A 16,841-nucleotide genomic window follows, 5' to 3' on the forward strand; every position below is an offset into this window, starting at 1 on the left:
TTTTTCAGGAGACGTTTCCAATGCCGACCAAAGCCGTAACCGACGCCAGCTTCCAGAGTGATGTTCTGGATTCCGACAAGCCCGTGCTCGTCGACTTCTGGGCGGACTGGTGCGGTCCGTGCAAGATGATCGCCCCTGCGCTGGAAGAGATCAGCGACGAGCTGGCCGACAAGGTCACGATCGCCAAGGTCGACATCATGGAAAACACCGACATCGCGGCGAAGATGGGCGTGCAGTCGATCCCGCTTATGATCCTGTTCAAGAACGGTGAAGCGGTCGCGAACAAGCTGGGCGCGGCGCCGAAGGGCGCGCTCAAGGCCTGGATCGAAGGCGAACTCTAGGCTTTCTGGCGCTTAAGCGTTCAGGCGTTCGGCCAGTTCGTCCCAAAGGGCCGGGCTGGCCGCGCCGATCATGCCTTTCCGGTCCCATTCGTCGGTCCGGTAAGGCGAACCATCGGGCCGGGCGACCTTGCCGCCCGCCTCGTTCAGCCACAGCGCACCGGGCGCGTGATCCCAGGCAAGGGTTCTTTCGAAAATCGACAGGTCGTTGACGCCCAGCGCAAGGCGCGGGTACTGATCCGCTGCGCAATAGGGGATATCGGCCAGTTCGTAGAAGGGCGCGATCGATTCCTTCATGCGTTCGCGTTGCGTATCGTCCATGAACAGCAATGAGATGGCGGCAATCGGCGGGTTCTGGCCGGTCGTTTTCGCCGTCACCCGGTCCTCTCCGATGTAGGCGCCTTCGCCAAGGCGCGCGTGGCAGAGCCGTTTCTGGATCGGGTCCCAGATCCACCCGGCCTGCGTCTCTCCGTTTTCGGCCAGCGCGATCATCAGGCCGAAGGGCGGCTTTCCGGCGGCGAAGTTCCTCGTTCCGTCGATGGGATCGATGATCCAGCACAGGCTGTCGCCCAACCGCTCGATCAACGAAGGGTCGGCGTGGCAGGCCTCTTCCCCAACGATGGTGGCTTCCGGCAGTATGCGGGAAAGGCCTTCCGACAGGCGTTCCTCGCTCTCCCGGTCGGCTATGGTGACGAGGTCGCCGGGGTTCTTCTCGATAATCTCGTGACGGGCTAGCGTCTGGTAACGCGGCATGACGATCTCGTCGGCCACTTCGCGCATCAGCGCAAAGACCTGTCCGGTCAGGGCATCGATCATGTGCGGTAATCCGCGTTGATCGAGATGTATCCGTGCGTCAGGTCGCAGGTCCACACGGTCGCGGTGCCGTCGCCAAGGCCCAGGTCGACATCCATGCGAATGTCCTGCCCCTTCAGGTGCTGCGCCACGGGTGCTTCGTCGTAATCGGCAAGCGGCAGGCCGTTCTTCGCCGCCCAGATGCCGCCGAACCCGATGGACAGCTTGTCGCGGTCCGCCGGTTCGCCCGCCTTGCCCACGGCCATGACGACGCGGCCCCAGTTTGCGTCCTCACCCGCAATCGCGGTCTTCACCAGCGGCGAATTCGCGATGGCCAGCGCCACCCGGCGTGCGCTTTCGTCGGACACGGCACCCGATACGGCGATTTCGATGAATTTCTGCGCACCCTCACCATCCCGCACGACAAGGTGGGAAAGTTGGCGGCACACGTCATGGATCGCGACGGCAAAGGCGTCCGCGCCGGGGCTGTCCGGTCCAGTTAGCTCGGCATTGCCTGCCTTGCCCGTTGCAAAGGCGAGCACGGTGTCGCTGGTCGATGTATCGCTGTCGACGGTAATGCACGAAAATGTCGCTTCGTTCGCGGCGGAAAGGCACTGCTGAAGGAAGGCGGGGGACACTTTTGCGTCGGTGAAGAGATATCCCAGCATCGTTGCCATATCGGGCGCGATCATGCCGCTGCCCTTGATGACGGCGCTGATCTCGATCCGGGTGTCGCCGATCATGGCACTGGCGGTCGCACCCTTGGCGAAAGTGTCGGTCGTCCCGATGGTCTCGGCCACCGCTTCCCAATCGCAGGGCTCTGCCGAAAAGGCGTTGCGCACACCTTCTTCCGCCTTGTCCTTGGGCAGGGGCACGCCGATCACGCCGGTCGACGAGACGAACACGTCGCTCGGCTCGCAATCGAGATGCGCGGCGACTTGTGCCATGATCTGTTCGACCGCCTCACGCCCGCGATAGCCGGTGAAGGCATTGGAATTGCCCGCGTTGACGACCAGCGCGCGGGCGTGGCCCAGCTTTACCTGTTCGCGGCCCAGTTCCACCTCGCTCGAACAGCAGACGTTTTTGGTGAAGACGCCCGCTACGCTCGTCCCCTCGGCCAGTTCGACATATGTGAGGTCGCAGCGGTCCCACGTCTTGTACCGAGCGCGGGCGACGCGCGGCACGGCCCCGTCGATCGGCGGCATGGCGGGAAAGGGGCGGGCGAGCGGCGAGGTATCCATATTCAGCGCGGGTTAGCGCCGGGCTTTGGTCGCGACAAGCGGGCATTGTGCGCCGCCTTGTGCATCTCTTGCGGATTTCGCGGCATTGCGGGTGGATTTTAGGTCGCGTCGACCTTATCTTGCAGCCCGCATGAAACGGTTTCTTGCCTATATCGCCCTGATGCTGGGCCTTGCTGCGCTGGTCTCGCCAGCGCAGGCACGCCTGCATTACGAGGCCGGGGGCGCGGAAATATCGCGGGTCGATCGCCCGTCTTCCGGGATCGAGGCTATTCGCCGCGACGCCGAAGAAACCAAGCCGAGCACCAGCAGGGCCAAGCGCAACCGCGATCTTGGTGCCCCTGCCACCGGCCAGTCGCGCACGGTGCTGATTCCGCTCGTCATGCTGGCCGACCGGCCGCTCGAGTAGCATTCCCGACGCGCGGGACCTGTATCCGGCGCGCTCCCCCATGCCATCTTTCGCGCGCCGCTCTGCTGCGCGTCATTCCAGCACATTGCACGGCCCGCGCGTTTGTCGCCCGCCAAGACCCAAGGAAAACCCCGAGCCATGTTCGGATCGATTGCCAAAAACCTGTTCGGTTCCTCCAACGACCGTTACGTCAAGTCGATGGGCAAGACCGTCGCCCGTATCAACGCGCTTGAGCCCACTTACGAGGCGATGAGTGACGAGGAACTGCAGAACCAGACCGTCCTGTTCCGCGAACGGCTCGATGCCGGGGAAACGCTGGACAGTTTGCTGCCCGAGGCTTTCGCCGTCGTGCGCGAAGCGTCGAAGCGCGTTTTCGGCATGCGTCACTTCGACGTGCAGTTGATTGGCGGTATCGCGCTTCACCGCGGCGAAATCGCGGAAATGCGCACGGGTGAGGGCAAGACGCTGGTCGCGACGCTGGCCACTTACCTGAACGGCCTGACGGGCAAGGGCGTCCATGTCGTCACCGTAAACGACTACCTCGCCCGCCGCGACGCGGAATGGATGGGGCAGCTCTATCGCTGGCTTGGCCTGACCGTCGGCGTCATCGTGCCCAACATGCACGAACAGGACCGCCGCGCGTCCTATGCCTGCGACATCACTTATTCGACCAACAACGAATTGGGCTTCGATTACCTGCGCGACAACATGAAGCAGTCGCGCGACCAGCAGGTCCACCGCCCGTTCAACTATGCCATCGTCGACGAAGTCGACTCGATCCTGATCGACGAGGCGCGTACCCCGTTGATCATTTCCGGCCCGACCGAGGACAAGTCCGATCTTTACGTCGCGATCGACATGGTCGTGAAGCGGCTGGACGAAGAAGACTTCGAGAAGGACGAGAAGACCAAGAGCATCACGCTGACCGAGGACGGCACCGAGAAGGTCGAGAAGATCCTGTTCGAAGAAGGTCACTTGGAGACCGAGAATCTCTACGACTATGAGAACACGCAGGTCGTTCATCACCTCGACCAGGCCCTGAAGGCCGTGCACATGTTCAAGCGCGATACCGACTATATCGTGAAGGACGACAAGGTCGTCATCATCGACGAATTTACGGGCCGCATGATGGACGGTCGCCGCTGGTCCAACGGCCTGCATCAGGCGGTCGAGGCCAAGGAAGGCGTCAAGATCGAGCCCGAGAACCAGACGATGGCCTCGATCACGTTCCAGAACTACTTCCGCATGTATCCCAAGCTTTCGGGCATGACCGGTACGGCCGCGACAGAGGCGGCGGAATTCTTCGACATCTACAAGCTCAACGTCGTCGAAATCCCGACCAACGTCCCGATTCAGCGCATCGACGAGGAAGACCAGTTCTTCAAGAATACCCACGACAAGTTCCGCGCCATCGCCGCATCGATCCGCGACCATAACAAGAAGGGTCAGCCCGTTCTGGTCGGCACTGTCTCAATCGAGAAGTCGGAACTGCTGTCGAAGTTCCTTGAAGAAGAAGGCGTGCCGCACAGCGTTCTCAACGCCCGCATGCACGAAAGAGAAGCGCATATCGTGGCGCAGGCGGGCCGCATCGGCGCCGTCACCATCGCCACCAACATGGCGGGTCGCGGCACCGACATCCAGCTTGGCGGTAACGTCGAATTCCGCGTTGAGGACGAATTGTCCGATATGCCCGAAGGGCCGGAGCGCGATGCCGCGGTCGCCAAGATCAAGGAAGAGGTCGGGGCAGAGCGTCAGGCCGTGCTGGACGCCGGCGGCCTGTTCGTGCTGGGCACCGAACGTCACGAAAGCCGCCGCATCGATAACCAGCTGCGCGGCCGTGCGGGTCGTCAGGGCGATCCGGGCCTTTCGCGCTTCTACCTGTGTCTTGAAGATGACCTGCTGCGCATTTTCGGCCCCGACACCCTGTTCGCCAAGATGATGAATTCGAACCTCGAGGACGGCGAAGCGATCGGGTCGAAGTGGCTGTCCAAGGCCATCGAGACCGCGCAGAAGAAGGTCGAGGCGCGCAACTACGACATCCGCAAGCAGGTCGTCGAATACGACAACGTGATGAACGACCAACGCAAGGTCATCTATGAACAGCGCGAAGACATCATGGATTCCGAAACGGTCGACGACGTCGTTGTCGACATGCGCAACGACACGGTGAATTCGCTGGTCGGTTCGGCGTGCCCTCCGGGCTCCTATCCCGAACAGTGGGATGTCGATGGCCTGAAGGAAAAGATCGAGCAAATCTTCGGCGAACCGGCCCCCATCGAAACGTGGATGGAAGAAGACGGCATCGAGCCCGAAGACATAGAGCAGCGCCTTGCCGCGATGGCCGATGCCAAGATGGATGCAAAGCTTGCCGAGACCGATCCGTCGATTTGGCGACAAGTCGAAAAGTCGGTCCTGCTCGATCGGCTCGACTATCACTGGAAGGAACACCTCGCGACGCTGGACGCGCTGCGGCAGGTGGTCTTCCTGCGTGCCTATGCGCAGAAGACGCCGATCAACGAATACAAGCAGGAAGCCTTCGGCCTGTTCGAACGCATGCTCGAACAGATCCGCGAAGACGTGACCAAGATCCTGATGACCAGCCAGCTTCGCATGGCAGAGCCCGAGCCTCAGCGCGCGCCTTTGCCCGAACTGCCGGACTTCCTGACCAATCCCGACCTGATGACCGGCCATATCGATCCGCTGACCGGGCTCGACAACTCGAACGACGGTGACGGTTCGTCGCAGCGCGCGGCACTGTTCGGTGCTCTTGCCGGTTCGACGTTCGCACAGGCCGGACCGGGCGGCGCGGAAAGCGAGAATCCGTGGAAGGACCTGGACATTTCGCGCAACGCGCCCTGTCCTTGCGGGTCGGGCAACAAGTACAAGCACTGCCACGGCGCAGCCGCCTGACAAATCACGCAGAAAGCCGGGCCGGAGTTGATCCTGTCCGGCTTTTTTCCATAAAATCGCCCTTTCACGGTGCGGATCGCGATCTAGTCACGATTGCGTCATAGAAGCACGGCATTTGCCCATGGAATTGACCATTCCGGGGGCAATGCGTGGACGTCGTCAATATCTTCCTGAGCGATCCGATCGGCGAGATTCTCGAGCCGTTCGAACACGACGGCACGCGCTTTACGTTCGACAGGCTGGACTGCAATGGTCCGCGACGATTGGTCGAAGGGCAGATGTGGGCGTTCGTCGACTGGGTCATGGACGAATGCTCCGGACTTGAACTTTGCCGCCGCCTGCGGGCCGATCCCCGGACGGAAAACGCACACGTGACTATGGTGCTGGAGGAAGACGACGCCGATGACCGGCGCCGCGCCCTTCGCGCAGGGGCCGACGATTACCTTGTCGGGCCGCTGGACCGTACCGTCGTGCTGGACCGTGTCTTCGCGCTTCAGGATCGCGGGCGTCCGCGTCACGTGACGCAGCAGGTTCGCCTGGGCGACCTGGTGATCGATCTGATGGCGCTTCAGGCGCGGTGGAAAGACCAGGCGATTGGCTTGCGCCCCAACGAATTCCGCCTGCTGCGTTTCTTCGTCGAAAATCCCGACCGGGTTCTGACACGGCTGGAACTGATCGAGGGTCTGGGCAAGCTCGATCCGCCGATCGATGAACGCACGGTGGACGTGTGGATCGGCCGCCTGCGCAGGGCGCTCAAGAACGTGGGCGCAGGCGATATGCTGCGCACTGTCCGCGCGATGGGTTACGTGCTCGACAGCCCCGCCGGGGTCTAAGGCCGTTCAGATCGGCGGTGCGGCAAACTGGCCGTAGTAGTCGAAGACCTTTGCCAGCTTGGTCGCCGGTGCGGCGCCACCGAATTCTGCCAGCTCTTCTGCGTCGTAGTGGGGTGCAGCCTCAAGTTCCTGCCGGCTGAGCGGGACGATGAAGCCTTTGCGCGATGCATCGTAGCTCAGGATCGACCAGGGCAGGGGATGCAGCCGGTTTCCCACGCCCAGGAATCCGCCGAACGACATGATTGCATGTTCGACCTGTCCGGTTTCCCGATCGATGGACAGGTCCTTGATATGCCCGACCAGCCAGCCGTCTTCGTTGAAGACGGGCGTATGCTCAACCCGGCTGGCGAGGATCAGTCTGTGATCGCTTGCCATGTGCCATTCCTCTCTCGAAGGAAGGGCATTCTACGCCTTTCCGCGCCTTTTCGCCACTGTGCCCAAATGTCTGGCCTGGAACAAATCTGGGCCGAAACAAAAAGACCCGGGCTCCCGCTGGGTAACGGGAGCCCGGGTACAGTGATTCCTGCATGAGGGCAGGGTGGCTCGTCAGAACTCCATCGATACGCCCAGCGAGAAGCTGGTGCCGACCGCATAGGTGTTGTTTTCGATCCGGTACGTGTCATTGGCCTGATATTCAAGGTTGTCGCGGCCAAATATGTTGCGAGCCTCGAATTCGAGCTCGACCGGCACACCCAGGAAATCGGCACCCTGCCGGGCCACGAAATCGACGTTCAGACCCGGATTTTCGATGATGTCGGGACGCTGGAAATCGCGGCGGGTCACGCGCTTGCTGGCATAGCTGAGCAGGAACGTGAACTGCGACAGTTCCTCGGTATCTTCGAGACCCAGTTGCAGGTTCGCGATGTGATCGGACTGTCCGGTCATCGGATCGCCCGGATCGACGAAGTTCGATACCAGCGTCTCGCTACCCGGGATCAGCGTGGTGTCGCCGTCTGAATAGCTGAGTTCCGACTTGGTGTAGGTGTAGTTCGCAATCGTGACGAACTGCTTGTTCATGAACCATCCGCCCATGTCGAACAGGTCCACGCTGTACTGCACTTCCAGTTCCGCGCCATAAAGCTCGGCCTGGGGCACGTTGGCGAACGTGGTGTAGCGCCCGCCGCCCGGAAGCGAGAGTACGATGGCCTCGATCGGGTTGTCGATCTTCTTGTAGAAACCGGCGAGGCTGACGTGGTCCTGGCCCGCGATGTAGTATTCGGCGCGCGCTTCCAGGTTCAGCAGTTCGCTGTCCGACAGGAAGGGGTTGCCGCGGTACTGGCGGTTGTTGTCCGGATCGAAATAGGTCTGTTCGACCAGTTCGCGGAACTGCGGACGGGCGATGGTTTTCGAACCCGACACGCGGAACTGCAGTTGGTCGGTCGCTTCCCAAGTCACCGTGCCCGCGGGCAGCAGGTAGTCGTTGGCGATGTAGGTCCCGTTCGCGCCGACGATCGGGGTGTTGAACACCGACTGGTCCAGCGCGACGGTCTGCGTCGCGTCCTCATAGCGCACACCCAGATCGATCGTGACGGTATCGACCGGCAGGTAGCTGATCTTGCCATAAGCGGCATTTATCTCGAGCCCGGCATCGAAGGCCGGGAAATTGGTTGTTTCAGCAAGGCCCACGGCGAAACCGGCCAGGCTGGCGCCGTTGACGAGGTCGCCCGGACGGCGCAGCGAAACCGCGTTCAGGACTTCCTGCGTCAGACCGAGGCCGACCGTGTTCGGATCGGTCGCCATCTGCAGCTGGAATTCGCGGCGGGTCGAATAGCGGCTCGTGTCCGAATAGGCATAGCCGACCGTGCCGGTCAGGTTGTCGAGCACTTCGTAACTGGCGTCGATGCCGCCGAACCACAGCTTTTCGGTCAGGTCGTCGAAGGCCGAAGTGATCGGATCGACGTTGTTGATCTGGTTCGTGACGTTGGCGACATACTGGTCACCCGTCGGCGTATCGAGGTTGGTGCGGACGTAGTTGAACGTGAGGTTGTAAGGCGCCTCGCGGTCCGTCTGCGCATAACCGCCGCGCACGTCGAGCGAGAAACGGCCGAATTCGAACTCGCCCACGAACTGGCTGTCGATCAGCTGGCGTTCGTACCAGCCGGTGTTCTGTTCGATAAGGTCGTAGTCGTCTTCGTAGGCATAGCCGACACCAAGCGACGCCTGTTTCAGCGTGTCGCGGATGTAGAGGTTGGTCCAGCGCAGCGTGTGATCATCGATGTCGAGCCCGACGCCGAGCAGCGCGTTCATCAGGACGCGGTTGTCGGTGATGAACGTGGTCATCTCGTCGGTGATTTCCGACAGGTCCGTGGTCGCCTGCTGCGACAGGACCGAACGGTTGCGCCAGCTGTTCTTGAGCCCGACGGTCGCCACGACGCCAAGGATGCCGTCGCTGCCCACGTCCATCGACGTGCCCGCGGTGACCGAGCCGGAGAAGTTGGGCGGCAGGTCGCCGTCGCGCGTCACCGTGGCGAGATTGAGCGGGAAGAGCTGGGCCGCGATGCCTTCCTGCACGTCGGTCGAGACGTTCTGGAGCCGTTCGCCGCTGTCGATGAAGGCCTGCAGGTTAGAAGGCACGTCGCGGTTGCCGTTGTCGAACCCGACCCAGTCGAGATCGGACCCGTAATAGGTCAGTCCGTCGCGGCCCAGCGTGCGGGTGTCGCCGCCGGCCGATGCCGAGATCTTGACGAAGGATTCGTCGGGAATAGCGCGGGTTGTCAGGTTGATGACGCCGCCGCCGAATTCGCCGGGGAAGTTGGCCGAGTAAGTCTTTTGCACCAGCGAGGATGCGATGACGTTCGTCGGGAAGATGTCGAGCGGAACGACGCGGCTGAGCGGTTCGGGGCTAGGCAGCGGGAGACCGTTCAGCATGGCGAGCGAGTAACGGTCGCCAAGGCCGCGGACATAGACGCGGCCCGAGCCGACGACGGTAAGGCCGGTCACGCGGCTCAAGGCGCCCGCGATATCGCCTTCGCCGGTACGCGCGATGTCTTCAGCCGAAAGGACCGAGACAACTTGCGTCGAGGCGCGAACGGGATCGCGATTGCGGCGGCCGGTCACGATGATCGCGCCGCCCGGGATCGAGACGTCTGGACCTTCGTAGGTTTCTTCACCGAGCTCATCCCGAGCCGGATCCACCTGGTCGAGCATTTCCTGTTCGGCGGCATCGGTGCTCGGGCCGTCGCCCGGCGGTACGCCGATGGCTTGCGCGAACCCGGATACCGGGAACGAAAGCGCGGTGGTCAGCATAAGCAGCCCCGCAAGGCGCTGGCCGGTGGACATGGTGTGGAACCCCCTCAATGGTCCGAAAATCTGGTGCCGGTCGCCCGGCCGTAAAAAGCAGGGAAGGGGAGAGATCCGAACGCCTTAAGGCAGTCCGGATCTCTCCCGCGTATTCCCAACGATTATTAGTAAACCGGCAGCTGGGTGCAGGAGCCGGTGCCGTCGCCGAAGGTCAGGACAGCGGAGTCGCAGGTCCAGCCCGCGTACCAGTCGTCCGACGCGTCCTTGACGGCGCCGATGTAACCGGCATCGTCGAAGAACGACGAGAGCTGGGTCGGGTTATAGTAGAAGCCGGTCGCGTTGATCGCGTCCGAGTTGATGAAGCCGCTCACGAGGTCGATCGTGAAGTTGCTGTCGGTCTGCGCGCTGTTGTTGAACAGGTCGGCGACCTGCTGTGCCGTCACGCCCGAGCCGCCCTGGAAGGGTTCGGTCTGGTCGCAGTCGGCAACGACGGCGGCGAAGAAGGGCGCACCGTCGCCAACTGCGGCGTTGATGGTCGGATCTTCGTCGATGCGCAGGCACGCTCCGTTGTCGGTGTCGATGACCGAGTTCACCAGGCTGAAATCAGCACCGCCGCGCAGGCGCAGAGCGCGCGAGTTGGCCGTGCTGCGTTCGATGAACGTGGCGTTCGAGATGCGCAGGTTGGTGCGGGGCAGGGCGTCGAAGTCGTAGTCGCCATCGGGCGAGTCGAGTTCGATGATGTGGTCGCCGCCTGCCGCACGCTGTGCGACGATGACGTACTGCATGTCGGCCTGTGCGCCGGTGTCGACGTCGATGGAGTCGTCGTCCGCGCCAACGGCCACGACATACTTCATGTTCACGGTGCCGCCGAAGAACTCCATGCCGTCGTCAGAGCTGTTGAAGCTCTGCCAGTGGTCGATGGTCGTGCCTGCGCCGATACCGCCGGTGGTGAGCGACTGAAGCTCGCTGCCGCCGGTAAGGGTGAAGCCCGAATAGCGGATCTGGAAGTACTGCATCGTACCCGAGCTGTCGTTGGCATCGTCGCCGCCGAACAGCGTGGTGAGCGCCGCACCTTCGAGTTCCTGTTCGCAGGAAGCCTGGTTGAAAGCGGTCGAACCGTCGTTGAAGACGCCGCTGCGGCAGTCGGAAACCGGTGCACGGCCCAGAAGGACCACGCCGCCCCACTGGCCGATCGATGCCTCGGTCGCGATGCCAAGGACGTTGTCGCGGCTGGTGAAGACGATCGGCATGTCGGCGGTGCCGACGGCGTCGATCTGGTTGCCGCGGTTGACGACGAGGTAGCTTTCGCCGTTCGGCGTGGTCGCGTTACCGGCGAACAGGATGACGCCCGGTTCGATGCTGAGCGTGACGTCGGTGTCGGCCGACGAAGCGACTGCGCCGCCATCGGTGCCGACGTCGACACGTCCGTCCATCGCGTAGAGCAGGCCCGAGATATAGGGCAGGTTCGTGTCGGCATCGATCGTCGAAGGCAGGACGCAGACGCGGTACGTGCCGGTGTCGCCGGTGATCGTGCCGTCATCGGTCAGTCCGCCACTGGCGCTGATCGTCGGGCAACCGCCGGCCGGGGTCACCGCGGCCGAAGTCGGCGCGGGCGTCGGCGTGGGCGTCGGCGTGGGCGCCGGGTTGTTGATGATGATGTCGCCGCCCGTGCCGGGCGATACGATTTCGTCGCCACCACAGCCGGCAAGTGCCAGCATGCTGCAGCCAATAACGAGATTGCGGTGAAGTTTTGTCACGGCGAGCGGTCCCCTCAAGTACCGAGAATCGAAGATGCGCGAATGCGTTTCGCGAGGCCTCGCCTAGGGGTCGCAAGTGACAGTTTGTTTGCCTGCGTGTGACAGTTCGATGGCAGGCCAAAAGTTTTTCGAATGCGGGAGTATGACCGATCTGTGTCGCGATCGTGTCTGGAATGCCGAATTCTGCCCATGCCCGAATATTACAGTTCAGTGACAATATGACATTTTCATTGCGACTGGGCCTTGCTCGTCGCATCCTCGGGGCAAGATAACGAACGTTGGGAGTAGAAAATGGCTGCGACTTTCATTCTCGCGACCGTCCTTGCCGCAGGAGCACCCGCCGCTGCCGACTCGGTCGATGTCGCTTACGACGCCTTGATCCAGGGCCAGCACGAAGTTGCGATCGAGAAGCTTGAAGGCACCTCCGATGCCGCGCGTCTCATCAACCTGGGTGCGGCATACGCTGCCGAAGGCCGCGTGCTCGATGCACGTGCCGCCTATGAAAAGGCCGCCTTCGCCGAACGCTACGAACTCGAAACGGCCAGCGGGGAGTGGGTTGATTCACGTGTCCTTGCAAGGCAAGCTCTGGCGTCGCTTGATCGTCCGTACCTGGACACGCGGATGGCCAAGATCGACTAAGGGAAACGGGTATAGCGATAGAGGCCCGCATCCGAAGCCACCCCCACGGTTTCGGTTACTGGCTACGCAAGGACACTAACCGTTCCTCGTTTCCGGGGCCGGGCTGGGCGACCAGTCCGGCCCCTTTGCTTTATTATCATGGTACGTGTGCATCACGGGTGGTTCGTCTCGCACTTGCGGGATCGTGCCTTGGCGCTCATTATAAAGATGTCGCGACGGGGCGGGATGGCCCGGCTTGATCGGTATCAGCGCCATGGCCGTAATACGATTGTAACGTGCCGTGACCATGAACCCGCCGATGTCGCAAACCGAAACGCCGCCAAGAGGGCCGATGAACGAGAGAACCTCTCCTCCCCGGGAAAACGCCGCATCGCTGGACTCCATGCCGGCCGAGGCGCTTTACACCAATCGGGAATTGAGCTGGCTCGCCTTCAACCGCCGCGTCCTGGCAGAGGCGCAGCGTGAGGCCTATCCGCTTCTGGAACGCCTGCGCTTTCTCTCCATCTCGGGCAGCAATCTCGATGAATTCGTGATGATCCGCGTGGCGGGGCTGGCCGGACAGATGCAGCGCGGCATCACCAAGATGAGCATCGACGGACGCACTCCGTCGCAGCAACTCGCCTCGATCCGCCGCGCGATCCGCGAACTGGAAACGAAGCAGCAGTCGATATGGCGCGAACTGCGCGGGCTCCTGTCGGACGCAGGGCTGCACGTGTGCGACGAAAGCCGCCTGGATGCGGGTGCCCGTGCCTGGCTGAAGGACTATTTCGAAGAGCACGTTCTTCCCGTCCTGACACCGCAGGCGATCGACCCGGCGCATCCTTTCCCCTTCGTCGCCAACCAGGGCATGGGCCTGCTGTTCAACCTGACACGGCTTCAGGACGGGCAGGGCGTGGTGGAAATGATCCTCGTACCCGCTGCCGTGCCCCGTTTCATCCGGGTGCCGGGGGAGGGCGCGGAAGCGACCTATATCCCGGTTGAAAGGCTGATCTGTCGCTATGCGGACCTGATCTTCCCCGGCTTTCGCGTGAACGGCGACGGCGCATTTCGCGTCATCCGCGATTCCGACATCGAGATCGAGGAAGAGGCCGAAGACCTCGTCCGCTATTTCCGCAGTGCGATCCAGCGCCGACGCCGCGGGCAGGTCATGATGCTGGAACTGGAATCGGACTTCGATCACGATGCCGAACAGCTGCTGCGCGAACAGCTGGGGCTGGAAAATGCGATCGTCATCAAGACCGACGGCATCGTCGGGGTCGAGGGTCTTGCCAGCGTGGTCGAGGAAGACCGCCCCGACCTGAAGTTCGAGCCGTACAGCCCGCGCTATCCCGAACGTATCATGGAACACGACGGGGACTGTTTTGCCGCGATCGGCGAAAAGGACATCGTCATCCACCACCCTTACGAAAGCTTCGAGGTGGTGGTCGATTTCGTCCGGCAGGCCGCCAAGGACCCGGACGTCGTCGCGATCAAGCAGACGCTCTACCGCGCGGGCAAACAGTCCTCGATCATCAATGCGCTTATCGCCGCAGCAGAGGCCGGAAAGTCGGTGACCGCCGTGGTCGAGTTGAAGGCCCGTTTCGACGAGGAACAGAACATCCTCTGGGCCAGCCAGCTCGAACGCGCGGGCGTTCAGGTAATTTACGGCTTCGTCGACTGGAAGACCCATGCCAAGGTGTCCATGGTCGTGCGGCGCGAAGGTGATGGCTATCGCACCTACTGCCATTTCGGCACGGGGAACTATCATCCGGTCACGGCGCGTATCTATACCGACTTGTCCTACTTCACCGCCGACCCGCGCCTTGGCCGCGATGCCGCGCGGCTGTTCAATTTCGTGACCGGTTATGTCGAGCCGCGCCGCATGGAGGGCCTGGTGATGAGCCCGATCCACATGCGCGAGACGATCTATGAAAACATCGATCGCGAAATCGCCAATCATCGCAACGGCAGGCCGTCGGGCATCTGGGCCAAGTTCAATTCGCTGACCGACAAGGGCGTGATCGACAAGCTTTACGAAGCCAGCATGGCCGGTGTGCCCATCCGCCTGGTCGTTCGCGGCATCTGTTGCCTGAAGCCCGGTATTCCCGGCATTTCCGAGACGATCGAGGTGAAGTCGATCATCGGACGGTTCCTTGAACACAGCCGCATCTGGGCCTTTGCCAACGGCTATCGCATGCCCAGTCCGCGCAACCGGCTTTTCATCACTTCGGCCGACGCGATGAGCCGCAATCTCGACCGCCGGGTAGAGGCAATGGTGCAGATCAGGAACCGAACCGTGCACGATCAGGTTCTAGGACAAGTGCTGGTAGCAAATCTTCTCGACACCGAACGCAGCTGGGTGCTGCAGGACGACGGACAATACGTGCGCGCCAGCACGGGCGAACGCTCGTTCAACCTCCACCGATACTTTATGACCAACCCCTCGCTTTCGGGTCGCGGTCAGGCCCTTGCCGAAGACCAGATCCCGCGTCTTGCCCTTCGCCGGGGCGCGACGGCGTGAGAGGATCGAAAAGCTCCTACCGCCGCCGGATCGAGAATTCGTGGACGACCGACGACGGCAAGCGCGCGATCATCGACATCGGTTCGAACACCGTTCGTATGGTTGTTTATGGCGGATCGCCGCGCGCGCCGCATATACTCGCCAACGAGAAAGTCACCGCCCGCCTTGGTCGCGAACTGTCGCAGACCGGGCGCATGGCGGACGAGGCCGTAAACCTGGCGCTCGAAGGGCTGGGCAGGTTCGCGCTGATCCTCAAGGACTTGCAGATCGATGACGTCGAAACCGTCGCTACCGCCGCGGTGCGCGAGGCGGAGAACGGCCCGGAATTCATCGCCAAGCTTGCGGACATGGGCTTCCAAGTCCGCGTCATCAGCGGAGAGGAGGAGGCAAGGACCAGCGCGCTCGGCGTGCTAGGCGCCTTTCCGGGGACAAGCGGCGTGGTTGCCGACCTTGGCGGCGGCAGTCTCGAACTTATCTCCGTTGCGCCGGACGGGCCGGGCGAGGGCGGTACGGCTCCGCTTGGTACGCTGCGGCTTGCGGCCTTGCGCGACAACGGGGACGACAAGTTCCAGTCGCGCGTTGCCAAGGCGCTGAAGAAGATCGGTTGGCAGGACGCGGTGGGCGGCAATCTCTTTCTCGTCGGCGGCACGTGGCGAACGATGGCGATCCTTGCCATGCGGCTTCAGGGGCATCCGCTGTCGGACCCGCACGGCTTGCGCGTTGACGGTGCGACCGCGCTGAAACTCGCCAAGCGCACGGCGAAAAGCACGCCAGAAGAACTCAAGACCATTCCGCGCGTGTCGAGCATGCGCGCGCAGATCCTGCCCGACGCGGCGGCCTTGCTCGTCTGCCTGCTCAAGGTCCTGAAACCCGACAACCTGATCTTTTCGGCATGGGGTCTGCGTGAAGGGCTGCTTTATCAACGCCTGACCGATGCGGAACGCGGACGCGACCCGCTGCTTGCAGGCATCTCTCTTTTCGCCGGGCAACACGGCACGCCGCCCACGCTTGCCACGCGCATCGCGGCCTGGACGATGGATGCCATCGCGCCGACCCGTAATTCCAGTGAACGCCTGCGCCTTGCCGCCACGATGCTTGCTCTGGCCTCGCTTCAGGTAGAACCCAATTTGCGGTTGCAGCAGGCGGTTGATTGGGCCTTGTACAAACGCTGGCTCGACGTCGACGATACCGGCCGGGCGATGATGGCGATGACTGTCCTTGCCAATGCGGGCGAGTTCGAATGGCCGCCGATGCTCGCCGAACTGGCGCCTGACGAAAAGTTGGCCGAGGCGCGCATCTGGGGCCTTGCAATACGCTTGTGCCGCAGGCTGGGACTGCAATCGCGCGCATCGCTGCAGGCGACGCAGCTTCGCATCGCGGGTAAGACCCTCGTGCTTGCGTTCAACGAAAGCCATGCGGCGCTTGCGGTCGGCCAGGCGCGAAAGGACTTGAAGAACCTTGCCGACTGCCTCGATCTTTCGAGCGAGGTCAGAATTCTGGATAACGCCGAGTTTGCCGCATTCCGCGATGACGCTGTCACCTCAGGGCAAAGCTACCGCGAAGTCAGCGGCGCGAAATAGCTCATGCACTTCGGGCACGAAAAAGGCCCCGGAAGGACAAACCTTCCGGGGCCTTTTTCATGGTTTCGTCGGCAGACGATCAGATGTCGTTACCAAGCTTGCCTTCGACTTCGCCCTTGAACTGCTGGGCTTCGCCCTTGGCTTCCTGATTGCGGCCTTCGGCGCGCGTTTCCGGATTGTTGCTTTCCTGCTTCACGTTGCCGATTGCTTCGTTGACGTTACCCTTAACCTTTTCCGTAAGTTCACCCATGGTGATTCTCCAATTCGTTGATAACTGGCGACTTTCGCCTGTCTTTGCATAATCAACGTATGGGAACGGCAAGTGTATCCGATCGCGAATGCGCCCTGTCCGATGCACGGCGCCGCTGACCGCAGCATTGCGGCCAAAGCATGGCGAAGGCCCGATTTCAGAGCCTGCCGGTGTCAGCGATGTGGAAGAAAATGGCTCCCCGAGTTGGATTCGAACCAACGACCAAGTGATTAACAGTCACCTACTCTACCGCTGAGCTATCGGGGAGCAGCCCTGAAAGGGCGCTGCTTGCTGGGCAGGGGTGCGCCTATATGGGGCGCAAAAGATTTTGGCAAGCCCGTTCCGGCACCAAATT

Annotated in this window: 13 protein-coding genes and 1 tRNA gene; 7 read left to right on the top strand and 7 right to left on the bottom strand. The window is 62.2% G+C overall.

The features are described from left to right. Window positions 1-20: 20 nt before the first annotated feature. Window positions 21-341, top strand: coding sequence for a thioredoxin (gene trxA / locus FAX90_RS00075; protein WP_144094415.1), 321 nt, complete (start codon window positions 21-23; stop codon window positions 339-341). Between the two features lie 12 nt (window positions 342-353). On the opposite strand, the gene FAX90_RS00080 is transcribed toward trxA, so the two are convergent. Continuing rightward, window positions 354-1,154 carry an inositol monophosphatase family protein gene (locus tag FAX90_RS00080; protein WP_144094417.1) on the bottom strand — a complete coding sequence of 267 codons (801 nt, stop codon included), beginning with the start codon at window positions 1,152-1,154 and terminating at the stop codon, window positions 354-356. Beyond that, on the bottom strand, window positions 1,151-2,371 hold the full coding sequence (gene argJ / locus FAX90_RS00085; protein ID WP_420810952.1) for a bifunctional glutamate N-acetyltransferase/amino-acid acetyltransferase ArgJ: 1,221 nt from the start codon (window positions 2,369-2,371) through the stop codon (window positions 1,151-1,153). Before argJ ends, FAX90_RS00080 begins: the two co-directional genes overlap by 4 nt. A gap of 130 nt (window positions 2,372-2,501) precedes the next feature. Between argJ and FAX90_RS00090 the strand changes: the two genes are divergently transcribed. From FAX90_RS00090 to FAX90_RS00100, 3 genes are all read left to right on the top strand, one after another. Continuing rightward, on the top strand, window positions 2,502-2,777 hold the full coding sequence (locus tag FAX90_RS00090) for a hypothetical protein (protein ID WP_144094420.1): 276 nt from the start codon (window positions 2,502-2,504) through the stop codon (window positions 2,775-2,777). 138 nt (window positions 2,778-2,915) lie between these two features. Continuing rightward, the gene (secA, locus tag FAX90_RS00095; protein WP_144094422.1) at window positions 2,916-5,687 is read left to right on the top strand and encodes a preprotein translocase subunit SecA; all 2,772 of its coding nucleotides are present in this window, start codon (window positions 2,916-2,918) and stop codon (window positions 5,685-5,687) included. Between the two features lie 149 nt (window positions 5,688-5,836). Next, window positions 5,837-6,520, top strand: coding sequence for a response regulator transcription factor (locus FAX90_RS00100; protein WP_240704638.1), 684 nt, complete (start codon window positions 5,837-5,839; stop codon window positions 6,518-6,520). Window positions 6,521-6,526: 6 nt separating this feature from the next. On the opposite strand, the gene FAX90_RS00105 is transcribed toward FAX90_RS00100, so the two are convergent. From FAX90_RS00105 to FAX90_RS00115, 3 genes are all read right to left on the bottom strand, one after another. Next, the gene (locus FAX90_RS00105) at window positions 6,527-6,895 is read right to left on the bottom strand and encodes a PRC-barrel domain-containing protein (protein WP_144094424.1); all 369 of its coding nucleotides are present in this window, start codon (window positions 6,893-6,895) and stop codon (window positions 6,527-6,529) included. Between the two features lie 171 nt (window positions 6,896-7,066). After that, a complete protein-coding gene (locus FAX90_RS00110; RefSeq protein WP_144094426.1) occupies window positions 7,067-9,799 on the bottom strand; it encodes a TonB-dependent receptor domain-containing protein in 2,733 nt (910 codons plus the stop codon). Between the two features lie 125 nt (window positions 9,800-9,924). Next, window positions 9,925-11,478: a hypothetical protein gene (locus tag FAX90_RS00115; protein ID WP_170234801.1), complete on the bottom strand. Its 1,554-nt coding sequence runs from the start codon at window positions 11,476-11,478 to the stop codon at window positions 9,925-9,927. A gap of 330 nt (window positions 11,479-11,808) precedes the next feature. Between FAX90_RS00115 and FAX90_RS00120 the strand changes: the two genes are divergently transcribed. The 3 genes from FAX90_RS00120 to FAX90_RS00130 all read left to right on the top strand — a co-directional run bounded on the left by FAX90_RS00120 (window position 11,809) and on the right by FAX90_RS00130 (window position 16,236). Next, window positions 11,809-12,156, top strand: a complete 348-nt coding sequence (locus FAX90_RS00120) for a hypothetical protein (protein WP_144094430.1) — start codon at window positions 11,809-11,811, stop codon at window positions 12,154-12,156. 331 nt (window positions 12,157-12,487) lie between these two features. Further along, window positions 12,488-14,656, top strand: coding sequence for an RNA degradosome polyphosphate kinase (locus FAX90_RS00125; protein WP_144094432.1), 2,169 nt, complete (start codon window positions 12,488-12,490; stop codon window positions 14,654-14,656). Continuing rightward, a complete protein-coding gene (locus tag FAX90_RS00130; protein WP_240704639.1) occupies window positions 14,653-16,236 on the top strand; it encodes a Ppx/GppA phosphatase family protein in 1,584 nt (527 codons plus the stop codon). The genes FAX90_RS00125 and FAX90_RS00130 overlap by 4 nt, the downstream gene beginning before the upstream one ends. Before the next feature lie 79 nt (window positions 16,237-16,315). Here FAX90_RS00130 and FAX90_RS00135 read toward each other — a convergent pair whose 3' ends face one another. Both FAX90_RS00135 and FAX90_RS00140 read right to left on the bottom strand, forming a co-directional pair. After that, window positions 16,316-16,486, bottom strand: coding sequence for a CsbD family protein (locus FAX90_RS00135; RefSeq protein WP_144094434.1), 171 nt, complete (start codon window positions 16,484-16,486; stop codon window positions 16,316-16,318). A gap of 192 nt (window positions 16,487-16,678) precedes the next feature. Further along, window positions 16,679-16,753, bottom strand: a tRNA-Asn gene (locus FAX90_RS00140). Between the last annotated feature and the right edge of the window lie 88 nt (window positions 16,754-16,841).

The organism is Croceicoccus sediminis, from assembly GCF_007570835.1.
In the GTDB taxonomy this organism is placed as follows: domain Bacteria; phylum Pseudomonadota; class Alphaproteobacteria; order Sphingomonadales; family Sphingomonadaceae; genus Croceicoccus; species Croceicoccus sediminis.

Bases quoted from the DNA above. Each gene is read 5' to 3' on its own strand.
- FAX90_RS00105 (WP_144094424.1), bottom strand. From the start codon at position 6,895: ATGGCAAGCGATCACAGACTGATCCTCGCCAGCCGGGTTGAGCATACG.
- argJ (WP_420810952.1), bottom strand. From the start codon at position 2,371: ATGGATACCTCGCCGCTCGCCCGCCCCTTTCCCGCCATGCCGCCGATC.
- trxA (WP_144094415.1), top strand. From the start codon at position 21: ATGCCGACCAAAGCCGTAACCGACGCCAGCTTCCAGAGTGATGTTCTG.
- FAX90_RS00090 (WP_144094420.1), top strand. From the start codon at position 2,502: ATGAAACGGTTTCTTGCCTATATCGCCCTGATGCTGGGCCTTGCTGCG.
- FAX90_RS00120 (WP_144094430.1), top strand. From the start codon at position 11,809: ATGGCTGCGACTTTCATTCTCGCGACCGTCCTTGCCGCAGGAGCACCC.
- FAX90_RS00080 (WP_144094417.1), bottom strand. From the start codon at position 1,154: ATGATCGATGCCCTGACCGGACAGGTCTTTGCGCTGATGCGCGAAGTG.
- secA (WP_144094422.1), top strand. From the start codon at position 2,916: ATGTTCGGATCGATTGCCAAAAACCTGTTCGGTTCCTCCAACGACCGT.
- FAX90_RS00125 (WP_144094432.1), top strand. From the start codon at position 12,488: ATGAACGAGAGAACCTCTCCTCCCCGGGAAAACGCCGCATCGCTGGAC.
- FAX90_RS00115 (WP_170234801.1), bottom strand. From the start codon at position 11,478: ATGCTGGCACTTGCCGGCTGTGGTGGCGACGAAATCGTATCGCCCGGC.
- FAX90_RS00135 (WP_144094434.1), bottom strand. From the start codon at position 16,486: ATGGGTGAACTTACGGAAAAGGTTAAGGGTAACGTCAACGAAGCAATC.
- FAX90_RS00110 (WP_144094426.1), bottom strand. From the start codon at position 9,799: ATGTCCACCGGCCAGCGCCTTGCGGGGCTGCTTATGCTGACCACCGCG.